The following is a 15,553-nucleotide window of genomic DNA, read 5'->3' on the forward strand; positions in this document are numbered from 1 at the left end:
TTACTGGCAGGCTTCGCATTCGGGATCGTTGATCCGGCAGGCCGTCATGCCGTCGAAGTCCGGCCCCGCAATCGCGGCGGGGACCACGATCGGCGCGTACGAGATCGCCGCCTTGGCCGAGACGGCGTTGAGCTTGCCGTCAGTTCCCTTCAGGGTCGATTTCTCGACATGGGTGGCACCGTGAGATCGCAGATAGTAGGTCGTCTTCAGTCCACGGCGCCAAGCCAACCGGTAAAGCGCATCGAGCTTTTTGCCGGATGGATTGGCGATGTAGAGGTTGAGCGACTGCGACTGGTCGATCCATTTTTGCCGGCGCGCAGCCGCTTCAATCAGCCAAGAGCTGTCCACCTCAAATGCTGTCGCATAAAGGTTCTTGAGATCGTCGGGCACCCGATCGATCTGGCCGACGCTGCCGTCGAAATATTTCAGGTCGGAGACCATCACCTCATCCCACAGGCCGCGGGCCTTAAGGTCGCGGACCAGGAGCTCGTTCACGACCGTGAAGTCCCCGGACATGTTCGATTTGACGAAGAGATTTTGATAATTTGGCTCGATCGACTGCGACACGCCGCAGATGTTGGAGATGGTCGCTGTCGGCGCGATTGCCATGACGTTTGAGTTGCGCATTCCGCCAGCGACGACCTTCTCGCGTAGGCGATCCCAGGGCAGCGTCGAAGAGCGGTCGAGATCGAGTCCGCCGCGGGCATCGTTAAGAAGTTGGATAGAGTCGAACGGCAAAATACCTTTCGACCAGAGCGAGCCTTCGAAGCTTGGATAGCGTCCGCGCTCGCTTGCGAGATCTGAGGACGCCTCGATGGCGTGGAAGGAAATCGCCTCCATGCTGATATCCGCGAACGTGACTGCCGCATCCGATGCGATCGGGATGCGCTGGACCTGAAGCGCCTCCTGAAAGCCCATCAGGCCGAGACCGACCGGCCGGTGACGCATGTTGGACCGGCGCGCCTCCGGGATGGTGTAGAAATTGATGTCAATGACGTTGTCGAGCATCCGGACGGCGGTCGTCACCGTCCGCTTCAGTTTTGCCTCGTCGATGCCGTCGGGGCCGACATGACTAAGCAGGTTGACGGAGCCCAGATTGCAGACGGCGACTTCGTCGGCCGAAGTGTTCAGCGTGATCTCGGTGCACAGATTCGAGGAATGGATCACGCCCATGTGGCGCTGTGGCGAACGCAAGTTGCAGGGGTCTTTGAAGGCGATCCAGGGGTGGCCGGTCTCGAATAGCATGGTCAGCATGCGACGCCAGAGGTCGGTAGCTCGCACCGTCTTGAAGAGGCGTATCCCGCCGTCCTTGGCTCTGGCTTCATAGGCCTCGTACGCGGTCCTGAATGCCTCGCCGTAGAGGTCATGCAGGTCCGGCGTCTCATCCGGCGAGAACAGCGTCCACTCGCCGTCGGCGTCGACGCGCTGCATGAACAGGTCCGGAATCCAGTTTGCGGTGTTCATGTCGTGCGTCCGGCGGCGGTCATCGCCGGTGTTCTTGCGGAGGTCGAGGAATTCCTCGATGTCGACGTGCCAGGTCTCAAGGTAAGCGCAGACCGCGCCCTTGCGCTTTCCACCCTGGTTGACGGCGATCGCAGTGTCGTTGGCGACTTTGAGGAACGGGATGATGCCCTGGCTCTCGCCATTGGTGCCCTTGATGTGAGCGCCTAGGCCGCGAACTGGCGTCCAGTCGTTGCCGAGGCCACCCGAATATTTGGCGAGCAGCGCATTGTCCTTGATCGACTTGAAAATGCCGTCAAGGTCATCGGCGACGGTGGTGAGGAAGCAGGACGACAGCTGCGGACGCAGCGTGCCAGAATTAAACAGCGTGGGTGTCGAGGCCATGAAGTCGAACGATGACAAGAGATCGTAGAACTCGATCGCCTTTGCCTCGCGATCAATCTCGCGCAGCGCCAGCCCCATCGCAACCCGCATGAAGAAAGCCTGCGGCAGCTCGATTCGCTTGCCGTGCTGATGTAGGAAATAGCGGTCGTAAAGCGTCTGAAGACCTAGGAACTGGAAGTTTAGGTCCCGTTCCGGCTTCAGCGCTGCGGCGATCCTGTCGAGATCGAAGCGGGCAAGTTCGGGATCGAGCAGCTCGGCGTTGATCCCGACCCTCACATAGGCCGGAAAGTATTCGGCATAGAGCGTCGCCATGTCGGCTTGCGAGGCCGACGTCGCAACACCATGAACGTGCGAGAGCACCTCGCCGCGGAGCTTGTCGAGCAGCAAACGCGCGCTGACGTAAGAATAGTTTGGCTCGTGCTCGACGAGGGTACGCGCTGCCATGATCGAAGCCAGCGCCAGCTCGTCCTGGCTGATGCCGTCGTAGAGATTGCGCCTGGTCTCGGCCAGCACGGGCTCCACAGAGACGCCATCGAGGCCGGCGCAGGCTTCGCCGATGATCAGCGCGAGGCGATTGGTATCCAGACCGACACGGGAACCGTCCGTCAGGGTGACGTGAAGCGCCGGAGCGCCGGCGGGCGCCGGCTGCGCGGCCGCGTCCTCGGCGCGCTGACGCGCGCGCTCTTCGCGATACAACACATAAGCGCGCGCAACCTTGTGGTTCTCACTGCGCATCAAGGCGAGTTCGACCTGATCTTGAACATCCTCGATATGGAAGGTGCGTCCTTCGCCCGCGCGCCGCATGAGCGCAGCGACGACCTCGTCGGTCAATTGCACAACGCTCTCATGCACGCGGCGAGAGGCGGCCGCCGTGGTACCTTCGACGGCCAGAAAGGCCTTGGTCATGGCCAACCCGATCTTGGGGGAGTCAAATGGGGTGACCTTGCCGTTACGGCGAATGATCTGCATGGTCGGCTCGCTTGGCGCGAGCGTTCGCGGACGCGACTGGATAATGGCAGCGGACGCATTGTCCGCGTCGTGTAGGTTCAGTGACATCAATAGGCCCCGTGATGCGCGTTGTGTTTGAACGGGGCGATAAGGAAGGACGCTGACGCAGCGCCGGCAGATATGTTGCCGGACGGTGCGTGTAAGCGACCGCCGGACACCCCGCCCGTGGACGTTCTGGTCGTCACGGCAGGTCTCCTGGCTCGCAGGTCGTTGCACTTCCTGTCTTCCCGGCGCAGTCGCACCAGTGACGTCGTTCGGAAGCAGCTCGCTGCTGACAGTTGCGGGGGCAGCGCCGGAATTCCGCGCACAAGGCGCAGTTCACCGGCTTCCCTCTTAGCCACTAAATCTTGCGATCAAGCGGACCGTGATGACGATATGTAGTGATATTCGGGACGCGCTGTCAACAGCTGATGAGGCTCGTAGATTTTTGCACGCAATCTTGACGTCGTTCCCGCGCTCGCCCGCGGTGATGTCGTCTATCCGCCGAGGGCTCAGCTATGCGGACGGAGTCTGGCAGGCGACGATTTGGGTGAGCGGCGGCGCACGAGCGGGCAAAGCTCAAGTCCCTGAGATTCAGGCGCGGCGGGACGTACGCTTCCTTGGAGCCCCTGGTCGAGATATGAAAGTCTGCACCGTGTGAAGATAGCTTGTGACAAAGCGCGCGGATATTGCTCATCTTTCCGCGTACAATCCGACGACAGCGTGCACGTGCCGCTCGCTCGACTGCGTTAACGGGTTAACACCAAGTCTCGTCCGGCGTCTGTATCCTCAGACCGCGCAAAGAGCGAGCGTTGGAACCTAAGTTCGGAGGATAATGCATGAATGGCAAGCGCATTCTGATGATCGTCGGGGATTTTGGTGAGGACTACGAAATAATGGTCCCGTTCCAGGCCCTCCTCGCCGTCGGACACACGGTTCATGCCGTCTGCCCCGGCAAGGCCGCAGGCGACACAATCGCAACGTCGATCCATGATTTCGAAGGCCAGCAGACCTACAGCGAAAAGCGCGGCCACAACTTCACGATCAATACCACGTTCGCCGAAATCGATTCCTCATCTTATGACGCGCTCGTGATCCCGGGGGGCCGAGCTCCCGAATACCTTCGCACCGATGGACGGGTGATCGAGCTGGTTAGATACTTCTTCGCTGCTGAGAAGCCCGTCGCCGCAATCTGTCATGCGGCGCAGCTCCTTGCGGGCGCCGACGTGCTGAAGGGGCGCACCTGTTCGGCCTATCCGGCCTGCCGCATCGAGGTCGAACTTGCCGGCGGCGTTTATGCCGAGATCCCAATTAATGGCGCCGTGACAGATCGCAATCTGGTCAGCGCGCCGGCTTGGCCGGCTCACCCCGCGTGGCTATCGCAATTTCTTGCCGTTCTGGGGACGACGATCAGCCATTCCGGCCTGCGCCGCGCCGCATGATCGTTCGGCTTGACGACGTGAATGAGCGTAGGTACGGGCGCAGGGCGGGGTGATAGACTGTGACCCGGCTCTTTCTGCTGCCTGAGGCGGCGCCCATGTGCAGGCTCTTTGTCAATGCGGATGCGGAGCTTTGGCAGACCCGGCTGAAGTCCGTGCGAATGCGCGGTTTCTCCACCAGCATCCGCTTGGAGAACCTTTACTGGCGGATTCTGGAGGAGATCGCGCAGCGCGATGGCATGACACTCTCGCAGCTCCTGGACCGGCTGCATGAAGAATTGCTGGAGGACCGGAAGAATGTGGAGAACTTTTCCTCGTTCCTCCGCGTCTGCTGCGGCCGCTATCTGATGCTGCAACTCTCTGGCGACATCCCGCGCGATTTCGCCACACCGGTCAGATCGCTAGATGCCAACCGCATCCTCGAGCGCGAGGCACGACGCTTTGCTGCGGACGCCGGGAGCGGGAGTAACAAATCGAGGATTTCAGTCACTGGTTAGGCAGAATTGCGTCAATCGATGGCGGTTGCCGCAGCTCGTCTGGGGCCCACGCGACAAAGCCGAGCCTCCAGTCACAACGGTCCAAGCGCCAGATCGGGTCTTTTTGCTAGCGCCATCTGAGCCGCACTTCCAATTTTTTTGATAGCGACAGTCAAGGAATCTCGCTGCGGATTGGCGCAGCAACTCACTATTCTTTTCCTACACGACTGGCCGCACTTTCGCTTGGTCTGGCGTGCCAGAGAAGGAAAGGAGAACGTGATGAAGAAGAAGATCGCTGAGATCAAGACCACCATCCGCACCACCACTCCGTACACCGGTACGCTTTAGGTTGGTTCGACGAGTGCCTTGAATGCATCTACCTGATGAGAGCATAGCGGCAAGGAGGGTGGTCCTTTCGACCACCCTCCTTTGTGACAGTTCCGGAGAGTCGAATGGTTGATTTGATCCAGCAGCGCATTGCCCCGGCCATATCATCTTCCGTCGAACTCAGTCCGATCACTATTTTGAAGGCAGAATCGGGCATGGCCCCGATTCCGACGATCAAATCGGCACTCGCGCGCTCCGGCTGGGACATCTTAATCACTGACGGAGACTGGCGGACCGGCGGCTATCTTGCGGGCCTGCAAACGCTCATCGACGCCGAACTGACGTGGGCTGCTGAAAATGGCCCAAAGCTGGTTGAGGCGGCACAACAATCCTTGAAGCGGCTATTCCCTCTCCTGGTCAGCGATGCCTTTAGCGTGCCGAAGGATCTCACCAATACCTCGAGCAAGGAGGAGCGCACACGCTTCTATCATCATGAATACCAAAACAAACTCTTGGTTGGATTAGCCGAATTCCTGATCAGGTGTGCCCGAGAGCGCAACGAACGCCGCATCCTCGTCATCGACCGGGCGGCTACCCTGTCCACCCCGGCGAAGAACCTGATCAAGCTGCTCGATAGGCTGGACGACGATGCGCGCGTGTTTCGGTTTCTCCTGATCGATTATGAACAACGCCTCTATTTCCAGGACGCCAGCGAAGTTCATTTCGGCAGATATAGCATTCAGGAACTCGGGCCGATCCTGGATCGGAATCTCGCTACGGAGAAACAGCGGCAGATCTATGAGGCAAGTGGTGGGAATCCGCTGATCGCCGAGGCCTTGAGCAAATGCGCGGGAGCCGGATTGCCGGTCATCGGCTATCTCGAGCCGATCGCGATTGTGGATCTCCATCTGGCCACTCTCAACACCGGGGAACGACACAGCCTTCTCAAATCGTACATTGAATCCGATTGCACGATGCCTGATCTCATCGCGCAACGAAACTATGCGATCTTCGAGCAGGCGACCGCAGATCATCTGCACGAGCAGGTGCACCGCGCTTCCCTCGACCGCTATCTGGCGGGCGAGGCGCCGCTCGTCATGCTTCATGCGCTATCGATAAGGGACAAATACAAGCGTCTGGAACTGGTTGCAGAACCGAGTCAGATCCTCCAAAGCATCGGCCTGTATGACCTCTGGTTCGGCTACTTCGGGGAAATTTTCGCCGATCCTGCGCTTCGCACCTACGGCTCGGGAGATGCCCCGGCGAACGCCGCCTTCATCAACGCGGCTTTTGTACTGTATTCGCTCGGCTGCGGGCGGGTGTCCGTTCCCTATCTGAATGAATTCTACAAGACATTCCCGAAGAGCCGATACACGCCAACGGTTCTCTATGCCCAATCAATGACGTATGGACGCTATCAGCAGCCGGTCAACCTCACGGTGGCCGAAGAGTACGCCGTCCGAAATCTGGAGATTATCGAACGGGATTTCAAGGAACACGACAAGTACGATTATATCAAAGTGTTTGCAGAGAATGCCTATGCTTACATCAAGGCCAAGCAGGAGAAATATGAGGAAGCCCTCAGCCTTTGTTCGAAAGGTCATGGCAAGATGCTTAAGGCGTATGGCGACGAGCGCTTCAAGCTTCACCAGTCGATTCTTATCTACAACACCAGTCAGGTCTATGAACTCGTCGGCGATCTTCCTCAGGCTGAGAGGCAGTTGCGTGAGGCCATTGCCTACGATCCCTACTATGGAGAGTATCACAATGACCTAGGGAATCTGCTTTCTAAAGCACCCGGACGGGAAGCTGAGGCTCTAGAGGCATATGCGCGCGCCATTGAGCTCTGTCCCCCCTATTACGAAGCTCATCTGAATAGGGCCGCACTTCGCAACAGAATGGGAGATGGCGCAGGCGCTCTAGCCGATCTCGACAGAACACTTGTCATCAAGCCAAACGAATGGCGAGCTCACTTCGAGAAGGGCAACATCTTGATGCGGCAAGATAGGCCGAAAGCTGCTCTGGAGTCCTATCTAGCAGCAGCCAATATCAATTCCAAGAATCCCGATTTGCAGAGCAACCTCGGTTTCGCCTATTCCGAGCTTGGTAAAGCAAACGAGAGCATCGCGCACTATCTTCAAGCTCTTGAACTCAATCCTCGACATGCGCCCACGCACAACAATCTCGCCATCGAGTACTTCAACGAGGGCCGGCGAGATATATCACTGAACCACGCCACGGTCGCTGTCGAGGTTGGGGGAGATCCAGATTACCTCCTCACTCGTGAGCACATCCGGACAAGTCTGCAAGCTGACTTGGCTTCGCGGCGGGATCGAGCTTCTACGTCTTCCGCCAAGCCTTCATGAGCTGGCGGCTCATGGCATTATTGCCATCGAAGCCGAGCCGCGTGCGGCACGATCGCCAGGAAAATGATAGCTTCACCTCAAAGCTTAAGGGCAAAGTCTGGAGGATTCTGTCGCGCGACAAGCGCTACAAATTCAGAGACCGACCAGGCAACGGGATGCGGTTTGGCCGGCACGTTGTCCCGAACGACCGCACGCCACATGGGGGAGGCAGATATGATGCCTTCTAACCAGTCGTCCCGTTGCGAGAGCGTTCGTCATATCCTTACCGGCTCATCACACCGATGTGGCGGCACAAGACCAGCGTCATCCTCGCTTCCGCATCAAGCGAACCCGATGACACATTCGATGAGCTAGAAATGAGCTGGTCGAGCACACGGCAATTGGTTTATCTATCGCATTTGATCGTTCAGATCGGCGGCTGGGCATTCCGAATAGGCATCCTAATCGGCCTTGTCCAATCCGGCATGAGCGCCGCGGGTCTCGGCGTTGCCGTCACTTTTGCGCCTATCATGCTTGGGAGTCTTTTCTTGTCGCCGCTGGTCGACAGACGTGACCCGATCTCCGCCATGATGATCGTTAATGCGATTCGCATATGCGCACTGCTCGCCATCTTCGGCACCGACGGAGCCGATTCCTTTCTGAGCTATGCCTCAATGGCCGTCCTAAGTCTGGTCCAGCCCGTTTACTTGTCTGCAGAAGTTTCTTTCTTCCGTCGTATCACGTCGAAAGACGGCATGATCTCGGTGTTGCGCAACATTGCCAATATCGATCTGCTTACCTATCTGATCGGAATGTTCGCAGGTGCCATGCTCTCCGACCAATTGCACTTGCCTGGCGTTTTGGCGTTCAATTTATCGGCGATCATCCTGTCCTTGATCGTGCTTCTTGGCATTAAGCTGCAGTTCAGAAGGACACCAGCAATCCTTGAGAAGCAGCCTTCCGGAACCGTCCTGGATCTGACACCGCTCTATTCCGCATTCCTTGCTGTCTTTCTGCTCAATCTCGGCGCGGGCATCATCAATGTCTATCCCGCGATACGTGCGACAACTGGAGGGGTTCTCGACAGAGGCCTTATATTGACAATCATTATGACCAACGGCGTTTTGGCCCTGCTGGGGGCGCTAGCCGTCAAGCCGATTTTCAACCTATTGGGCGCCTTGCCGACGGTCGCCGGGGCCGCAATGCTGCTCGCGGCATGCCTTGCGATCATGTCGCTCGATGCTGGCCTGACCGTGGTCATCGCGTCCAGCAGCGCGATGCTCGGTTTTGGCCAAATATTTGCGGCTGCCGCCCACACGCACATGGTCTCCGCAGTTGCTTCGGATCGAGCCGGCCGCCTTTCCGGGTTATTTCAATGTTGTACCTATAGCGGGGTTGCGGGAAACGGCATTGCTGTCTCGCTTTTAGGTGACTGGCTCCCTTTCGGCACGATCGTGCTTCTATGCGCGGCAAGCGCATTTGTTGCTTTCGCTGTTGCGACCTTTGCAGTGGTGAGATCAAGGCACTCTCAAGGTTCATGTCCGGTCGATCGGTAGTTCAGGGATTCACGCGATGCCATGGGATCAGTTGTTCCTTTTGGAACGCTCGTTTGCAGATCCGTCCTTGCCAGGACGAGAATTCTATTGCTGGCAATGCTTGCTATTGGACGGGGTGCTGTCCGCGTTTCCAAGACGCGCCGCGATGCTCGACGTTCGTAGGGTTGCCTGGGCCAAGCCACGAACCGCACTCATCGAGAGGCTTGGGCAGGATCATCAGTCCGCGCCCGTTCTTATTCTCGAGAAGGGAGGAGGCCCTGCACCGGAGAATGCGAAGTACGCGAACGGGCTCGCCTATGTCGACGATCCATTTGCAATCCTTCATTGTTTAGCTGTGCGTCACGGATTTCCGGCGCTTTATCCCGGAGGAGTGGCGCCTTGGCCATGATGATCACGGCGTTGACGCCAGCATTGGCCTTAGGGCGAAGCTTCGATTGAGCGGCCTGCTTGACCTTGCGAGTTGCGGCCTAGGACAGGCGATGGCTGATGACTCGGGCCTAGTATTTCTGACAGTACCCAGCGTTCGAACTCGTTAACAGCCGCAATATTTCGCGTGTGCCCATTGACAAACATGTAGATTGAGCGATTGACCGGCACAAAGCCAACGGGAGCCACAAGCTCTCCCTTCTCAAGGTTGCTTCGGACCAGAATTTGCGAGGAAATCGCGGCTCCAAGCCCACTTTTTGCCGCCTCCACAGCCAAGGAAAATGTGTCGAACACGACGCGGCGCGACCTCTGTAAGCATATTCCAGCCGCGCTGGCCCATTCGCTCCAGGCGTTCAATCTTTCGGCCTCGTGCAGCAGAGGAATAGACAAAATGTCTTGCGGGCTTTTGATCGCCTTGAGCGTAGCAGGCGCACAGACAGGGCCAATCATCTCGTTCGCTATGTGCACCTCACGAACGGGAAGCGGCCGCTTCAACAGGCCGCAAACGAACAATACATCCAACGCACCAACAGCCAGCGCATCTAGATCGGCCTCGGTCTCAAAGACAAAATCAATGTCCTGGTAGCGTTGGCGGAACGCACCAAGGCGAGGCAACAGGCCGTGCGACAAAAATGTGGGTGAGCACCCCACGACCACGGAACGTCCTGCATCGTTCCTTCGTAGCTCATAGCATTCTTTCTCGAGCATTGTGAATGCGCTCGCACAGCTACTCTTTAGTCGATCGCCGTCGGACGTCAGCCGCACGCCCGAATTATGGCGAACGAATAGCCTCTTGCCGAACCAGTCCTCGAGAAGGCGCATCTGGTAGCTTACCGCGCCGGACGTCATATTTAGCCGCTCGGCCGCCCTTGAGAAGCTTGGAAACTCGCTGACCGCCTCAAACAAATGAAGGCTTTTCAGAATAGGTAACTTGCGCATCCGACTTACCTCATGGGCACCGCTAACTGCGATGAGCATTTGTTATTGAGCTCTCATGCGCCTGGTCCTTGGCAGCGCCAACGACCGCAATTGTTGGCTGGATGGACACACCTGACGAGTGAGACCTCTTCGGTGCTAGGCCTAGCAACGCGAGTTCAGCGATCAAGTTCGCAGCCGAGTTTCGACAGAGACACACGGACGCTTCCAGTCTTGTCGTGCTTGAGGCACGGTTGCGTGAGATTCCCGGTTGTTGCAGCGTTCATTGCTGTGCGCTCTCCTCCCGAAGGAGGCAACGGAATTTGGCAAGTCCTGGACCAGTCAGGCTCTGCAACAAGTTGGGACCGCCCGTCGACGGAGATACCGCCGGGCGAGCCACGCTGCAAAACGAGCAGCTAGTTAACTCGCTTGCTTCGAACGCTCCTCGCGCTCATGGAATTCCTCCGATCAATCTCAAGATCCGGCATAGCGTCTTGCCCGCCGATTGGGTGGTTCCCGGCTTTTGCCTCGCGATTCAGCCAGGAACGTGGTGACGTCGAGATAAGCAATGGTCCTGGATCTATCTGCTTCGATAAGCCCCTCCGCCGAATTTACTCCGAACAAAGCCTTTTCGATGCATAGGTGTATTCGAGCGCCAGTCGACGTGCGTGTTCGATGAGATTGGCCGCGGCGGCGTGTCCCCCATCGATGTTCTCGTAGTAGAAGTACGGCTGGCCCAGCGCGGCGAGTTTCGCGGCAGCCTTGCGCCCGTGCGCTGGATGCACGCGGTCATCTTTGGTCGAGGTGAGAATTAAGGGAGCGGGGTAGGTCTTGCCCGATGCCAGCTTCTGATAGGGGGAGTAGGCTTCAATCCACGAACGCTGCTCGGCGATGGCGGGATCACCGTATTCGGCAATCCAGGAAGCGCCCGCGCCCAGGCTGGTGTATCGAAGCATGTCAAACAGCGGCACCTGCATGATCGCCGCGTTGAAGAGCTCGGGACGCTGGGTGACTGCGGCGCCCACGAGTAGGCCCCCCTGGCTGCCGCCAATTACTCCTAGCCGGCGCGGACTTGTGATCTTGCGGCGGATCAGGTCTTCGGCAACGGCAATGAAGTCGTCCCATGTCGTCTGTTTCCCTGCCCCCTGAGCTGCTTGATGCCATTGTGGACCAAACTCGCCGCCCCCGCGCAGATTCGCAACGACATAGACATTGCCTTGTTCGAGCCAGAGCCGTCCCACTGGTCCGAGATAGGAGGGCAGAAGCGAAGCCTGGAACCCGCCATAGCCATAAAGAAGTGTTGGGATGCCGCCGTCAAACCTTGCGTACTTCGGCCGCACCAGAAAATAGGGAATTGACGTGCCATCACGCGAAGTCGCTTCCAACTGGTCCACGACGTGATTGGACGCATCAAAGGCGGTAGGTGTCGTCTTCAATTCCTCAACGTTTTGGGTTTCGGCATCAAAATACCAGATTGATGTTGGCCTGAGGTAGTCCGAGACCGTGAACATCGCCTGGTCCGCTTGCTCGGACGTGGCTGACACGTTGACATTTGTATGTTGCGGCAGCGGGATCGGCGTCGACGACCACGCTTTCTGTTCGTACCTATAAAGGAACGCTTTGCTTTGAATGTTCTCAAGGATCGTCAGGATTAAGAAATTCTTTGTGCTACTGAGCCCGCTCAGGGCCTGGCGGGGCCCAGGCTGGAAGACAAGCGAGGCTTTAGCGCGCAGCGGATCCTGCGTCCATTCGGCTAAGTCATACGAAATCAGTGAGCCGGTCCCAAATCTGACGTCATCGGGCTCCCATTCTTCGTCAAGGTTCACAAGCAGGCGGCCGCTCGCGAGTCCGACTATCGCCGCCTTCTTCGGCAGATTGAGCTTGATGGGCCCACCGGGGCGGAAGACCACGTACTCACACTCGACAGAGCTGATGGCACGGATGGCGCCGGTCGCATGTATACGTCCTTCACTGTCTCGAAGCACCCATGGCTCCGTCTGAACGTCGGTAGGCTCGCCGCGAAAGATCTCGCGAGCCTCACCGATCGGTTGAGCGCGTTTGAGCTCCTTCACCACAAAGGGGTAGCCGGCCTGCGTCAAAGATCCGCTGCCCCAGTCCCGTGCAACAAGGAGGGTGTCACCATCGACCCAGCTGACGTTCTGCTTGCCCTCCGGAAGATAAAAGCCGTCCGCAACAAAGGACTTGGTCTCACTGTCGAACTCGCGTATGGACGCGGCATCCTTGCCGCCATCGGAAAGACTAATCAGGCAGAGGCGCTCTTCAGGCGGAAGGCAACTGCCACCTTGAAACACCCAATTCTTGTTCTCGGCAATGGCCAATGCGTCCACATCGAGGATGGTTTCCCACTGTGGATCTTGGCTACGATAGCGTTCTAGGGTGGTGTGCCGCCACACGCCGCGCACATGCTCCTCATCTTTCCAAAAATTTTCTAAGCCGCGCCGTCCCAACGAAACGGATGCAATCCGATCCTTGGACTGCAGGATGGTGAGCGCCTGTTCGTAGAAGCGTCGATAGCGGGGATCTGCCTGGAGGACCCCGAGTGTCTTCTCGTTTTCGGCGCGAGCCCAAGCCAATGCGGCTTGTCCTTCGACGTCTTCGAGCCAGACGAATGGATCATCAGCCTCCACCAACGTCGTTCGCTCTTGCGCAAGCCCTGTGGACGCGGCGCGGGCAATCGATGGCGGCGCGGCGGAGAGGGGTGATGTGTTCATGGACTTTCTCCAGATGAGATCGACGGGCCACGAACACGCCTGGCGCGTCGAGCAGAAGCGGCGGAAAGCACGCAACGCATGGCATAGCGCAGGTTGCGGACCATTCATTGCAAACTGCGTGCCGCCTAAAGAGTCGGAAGTTTCAGCTGCTCAGGGCGGCACAGACCATGTCCGATTCCCGACATTGATCGCCAAGCAAACACGGGCAACATGTCGGCGATATCGTCTGTCAGACATCGCCAGTATTTCGATCTTCAGTGGTCAGGAAGGGAAACAATGATGCACCGCGCCAGCGCAGTCCTATCCCCATACGTGTAGGTTCTTCGCAGTTTCGGCGCTATCGGGCAGATTTGTCCGCGGCGGTCACCACGACAAAGAACAGCGCGCTGATCAGCAGCCAGATCGCGATCAGGTTAAGGACGGTGTACATGGCGATCTTCCAAGCCATCCGAAGAGGTGCCCCAAATAGTCATCGGACGGCTCGGCTCTTCCTGGCCAGGCGAAAGAGCTTGTATTTCTCCTGGCCAGGCGAAAGAGCTTGTATTTCCTCTCCGCCTGTCGGTGCGGCAAGATCTTCGACGAGCGCCCACAAGCCCTAATCCACCTGCGCCACCGAATGCGCCGCAGCGCGCTCGTCAACTAGCATGTCTAGTAGTTGATTGAGATGAAGGGCTCCTAACAAGCTAGATGCCATAGCAGAGTTCAAATGGGGCTAATAGTTCCAATGCACCGACCTTCATGCACGATCGTTTCGACAACTCTATCTCAAACAGCAGATCCTCTGGCACATCGGCTCCGATCAGAATCAAGTCCGATCCTTGGCACGTTTCGCTCGCACATTGCGGCTCGCTGCCATGCACCATCGCACTGGACGGCACACTTAGCTGATCTAGTCCCGCACCCGCTTCTCTCGCGGGGCCGTCTCAAAGCTCGCGAGGTCGTCTAAGATAAGGAACCGACTAAAAGACGAACAATGACACGTTTCAGACGTGGGTACCGAAGCTTCTTAATGTCGACCCGCTAATCGATGCCGATGAAAGCCAAGATGCCGGAAAATCCGACGATTAGCTCTTTGCCGTTTGGGCCGCTTATTCAAACTCCCGTGCAAATGCAGCTTCGATGGAATCAATTCGTCGGGGAATCGGCGAGAAGGACGCGATGAAAGAAGCGGTGGATGATCGCTTATTGGCAGCAATTGATCGGCTAGCAAATTCCTCCCGCGCGGTCGCCAATGCGTTGTCGACAATGCTTGGCAAGCAGGACATTGCAAATGAATACCTGCGCAAACTTGTAACCGCTGCGGAAATGTACGGGCTACCCAGGACAAACCATAGCTTGTTTCGTACTTTGTCAGCGATTGCGCAGCAGCAAGCCATTGAGATAATCCGCACAGAAATGGCGGACGCTATCTTTTTTGCCGATCACGATGAGTTCAGGTTTGATGCCTTGTCAAAAGCGGGTACGGGTGTCGCCCTCGAGTTCGGCGTCTATGGCGGTTACACTATCAGCACCATGGCCGAGCGATTTCCAGAGCGGCAGTTCTATGGCTTCGATAGCTTTAATGGCCTCCCGGAGCGATGGAACGGATACCTTCCAATGGACTTCGATCGTGGAGGCAAGGCGCCTGACGTGCCGGAGAACGTCGAGCTTATTGTTGGTCTGTTTGATGAAACGATTCCGGTGTTTGCTCGGCGCGAGCTGCCCGTTGCGTTCATCCACGTCGATTGCGACATATATTCAAGTACGAGAAGCATCTTTACGGGGCTCAAGTCTCAGATTCGTCCGGGATGCGTTATCGTGTTTGACGAATATTTCAACTACGTAGGGTTCGAGAAGCATGAAAGATTAGCTTTTGACGAATTCATCCGCGAGACCAACTATGGTGTCAACTGGATATCTTATTCAGGGCAACAAGCCGCTTGTCTACTGACGAGAGGGACCGAGGAGCACTTTCATCGACCTGACTGAAAAACTCCTCGCTACGATCCTGATCTGGATCGCTTCTTCCGCGATCTTCCTCAATGGCGTTCGCTCGCGCCACACTACCTTCGGGCATATGGCTATGACGTCCCCGTCTGGGTCCGCTTTCGTCCGGACAAAGCGGGTCTCGAATCCGCATGGATCGCTTAGTATCATTTCCAGAAGGCGACCTTCCGTCGTCATTTACCTTTCTCAGTTCATCGACAGCAGAGAGCAATGTGCCGGCGCGGATTTGTTTGGGGCGTGCTGGAGGGCTCCTGCTTCTGACGCTTCCTAATTCGGGAGGCCTTCTCATCTTCTCCGATAGAACGGTCAGGCTTGCGAAGCCAGTCTACCACGTCGGCCACGGATTGGCTCTCTCCTCTGCAAGTTGGCAGCGAATTGGCGGAGGCCTCCGTCGTCTCGCAGGAGCATAAACCGGCAAAGCCTGGATATGTGGTGCCCACGTCGCGTTCCAGACAACGTGTTGCGACCTCAAGTCGAGATCACTGCTGCTTGACAAGCCTGTCGTGTTTTACAGGTGAT

At 57.5% G+C, this 15,553-nt stretch carries 10 protein-coding genes and 1 riboswitch; of the genes, 7 read left to right on the forward strand and 3 right to left on the reverse strand.

Features of this window, described 5'->3' with window-relative positions; genetic code table 11:
* Positions 1-2,901: a ribonucleoside-diphosphate reductase subunit alpha gene (locus tag ACNJYB_RS07910; protein ID WP_439373437.1), complete on the reverse strand. Its 2,901-nt coding sequence runs from the start codon at positions 2,899-2,901 to the stop codon at positions 1-3.
* Between the two features lie 120 nt (positions 2,902-3,021).
* Positions 3,022-3,235: riboswitch (cobalamin riboswitch) on the reverse strand.
* Between the two features lie 436 nt (positions 3,236-3,671).
* On the opposite strand from ACNJYB_RS07910, the gene ACNJYB_RS07915 reads away from it, so the two are divergent.
* The 6 genes from ACNJYB_RS07915 to ACNJYB_RS07940 all read left to right on the forward strand — a co-directional run bounded on the left by ACNJYB_RS07915 (position 3,672) and on the right by ACNJYB_RS07940 (position 9,363).
* Complete coding sequence (locus ACNJYB_RS07915) at positions 3,672-4,274, forward strand: DJ-1/PfpI family protein (protein WP_439373438.1); 603 nt, start codon at positions 3,672-3,674, stop codon at positions 4,272-4,274.
* Between the two features lie 95 nt (positions 4,275-4,369).
* Positions 4,370-4,768, forward strand: coding sequence for a ribbon-helix-helix domain-containing protein (locus tag ACNJYB_RS07920; RefSeq protein ID WP_439375501.1), 399 nt, complete (start codon positions 4,370-4,372; stop codon positions 4,766-4,768).
* A 171-nt stretch (positions 4,769-4,939) separates the two neighbouring features.
* Complete coding sequence (locus ACNJYB_RS07925; protein WP_439373439.1) at positions 4,940-5,095, forward strand: hypothetical protein; 156 nt, start codon at positions 4,940-4,942, stop codon at positions 5,093-5,095.
* Between the two features lie 104 nt (positions 5,096-5,199).
* The gene (locus ACNJYB_RS07930; RefSeq protein ID WP_439373440.1) at positions 5,200-7,440 is read left to right on the forward strand and encodes a tetratricopeptide repeat protein; all 2,241 of its coding nucleotides are present in this window, start codon (positions 5,200-5,202) and stop codon (positions 7,438-7,440) included.
* 356 nt (positions 7,441-7,796) lie between these two features.
* Positions 7,797-8,975, forward strand: coding sequence for a hypothetical protein (locus ACNJYB_RS07935; RefSeq protein ID WP_439373441.1), 1,179 nt, complete (start codon positions 7,797-7,799; stop codon positions 8,973-8,975).
* A 16-nt stretch (positions 8,976-8,991) separates the two neighbouring features.
* Positions 8,992-9,363: a DUF3088 family protein gene (locus ACNJYB_RS07940; RefSeq protein WP_439373442.1), complete on the forward strand. Its 372-nt coding sequence runs from the start codon at positions 8,992-8,994 to the stop codon at positions 9,361-9,363.
* Between the two features lie 29 nt (positions 9,364-9,392).
* On the opposite strand, the gene ACNJYB_RS07945 is transcribed toward ACNJYB_RS07940, so the two are convergent.
* Positions 9,393-10,340 carry a LysR substrate-binding domain-containing protein gene (locus ACNJYB_RS07945; RefSeq protein ID WP_439373443.1) on the reverse strand — a complete coding sequence of 316 codons (948 nt, stop codon included), beginning with the start codon at positions 10,338-10,340 and terminating at the stop codon, positions 9,393-9,395.
* A 587-nt stretch (positions 10,341-10,927) separates the two neighbouring features.
* Positions 10,928-13,048: a prolyl oligopeptidase family serine peptidase gene (locus ACNJYB_RS07950; RefSeq protein WP_439373444.1), complete on the reverse strand. Its 2,121-nt coding sequence runs from the start codon at positions 13,046-13,048 to the stop codon at positions 10,928-10,930.
* Positions 13,049-14,206: 1,158 nt separating this feature from the next.
* On the opposite strand from ACNJYB_RS07950, the gene ACNJYB_RS07955 reads away from it, so the two are divergent.
* Positions 14,207-15,016 carry a class I SAM-dependent methyltransferase gene (locus tag ACNJYB_RS07955; protein ID WP_439373445.1) on the forward strand — a complete coding sequence of 270 codons (810 nt, stop codon included), beginning with the start codon at positions 14,207-14,209 and terminating at the stop codon, positions 15,014-15,016.
* The last annotated feature ends 537 nt before the right edge of the window (positions 15,017-15,553 follow it).

Origin of the sequence: Bradyrhizobium sp. SMVTL-02 (assembly GCF_051853005.1) — a bacterium.
Classification (GTDB): Bacteria; Pseudomonadota; Alphaproteobacteria; order Rhizobiales; family Xanthobacteraceae; genus Bradyrhizobium.

Bases quoted from the DNA above. Each gene is read 5' to 3' on its own strand.
- ACNJYB_RS07910 (WP_439373437.1), bottom strand. From the start codon at position 2,901: ATGTCACTGAACCTACACGACGCGGACAATGCGTCCGCTGCCATTATC.
- ACNJYB_RS07915 (WP_439373438.1), top strand. From the start codon at position 3,672: ATGAATGGCAAGCGCATTCTGATGATCGTCGGGGATTTTGGTGAGGAC.
- ACNJYB_RS07920 (WP_439375501.1), top strand. From the start codon at position 4,370: ATGTGCAGGCTCTTTGTCAATGCGGATGCGGAGCTTTGGCAGACCCGG.
- ACNJYB_RS07930 (WP_439373440.1), top strand. From the start codon at position 5,200: ATGGTTGATTTGATCCAGCAGCGCATTGCCCCGGCCATATCATCTTCC.
- ACNJYB_RS07935 (WP_439373441.1), top strand. From the start codon at position 7,797: ATGAGCTGGTCGAGCACACGGCAATTGGTTTATCTATCGCATTTGATC.
- ACNJYB_RS07940 (WP_439373442.1), top strand. From the start codon at position 8,992: ATGCCATGGGATCAGTTGTTCCTTTTGGAACGCTCGTTTGCAGATCCG.
- ACNJYB_RS07945 (WP_439373443.1), bottom strand. From the start codon at position 10,340: ATGCGCAAGTTACCTATTCTGAAAAGCCTTCATTTGTTTGAGGCGGTC.
- ACNJYB_RS07950 (WP_439373444.1), bottom strand. From the start codon at position 13,048: ATGAACACATCACCCCTCTCCGCCGCGCCGCCATCGATTGCCCGCGCC.
- ACNJYB_RS07955 (WP_439373445.1), top strand. From the start codon at position 14,207: ATGAAAGAAGCGGTGGATGATCGCTTATTGGCAGCAATTGATCGGCTA.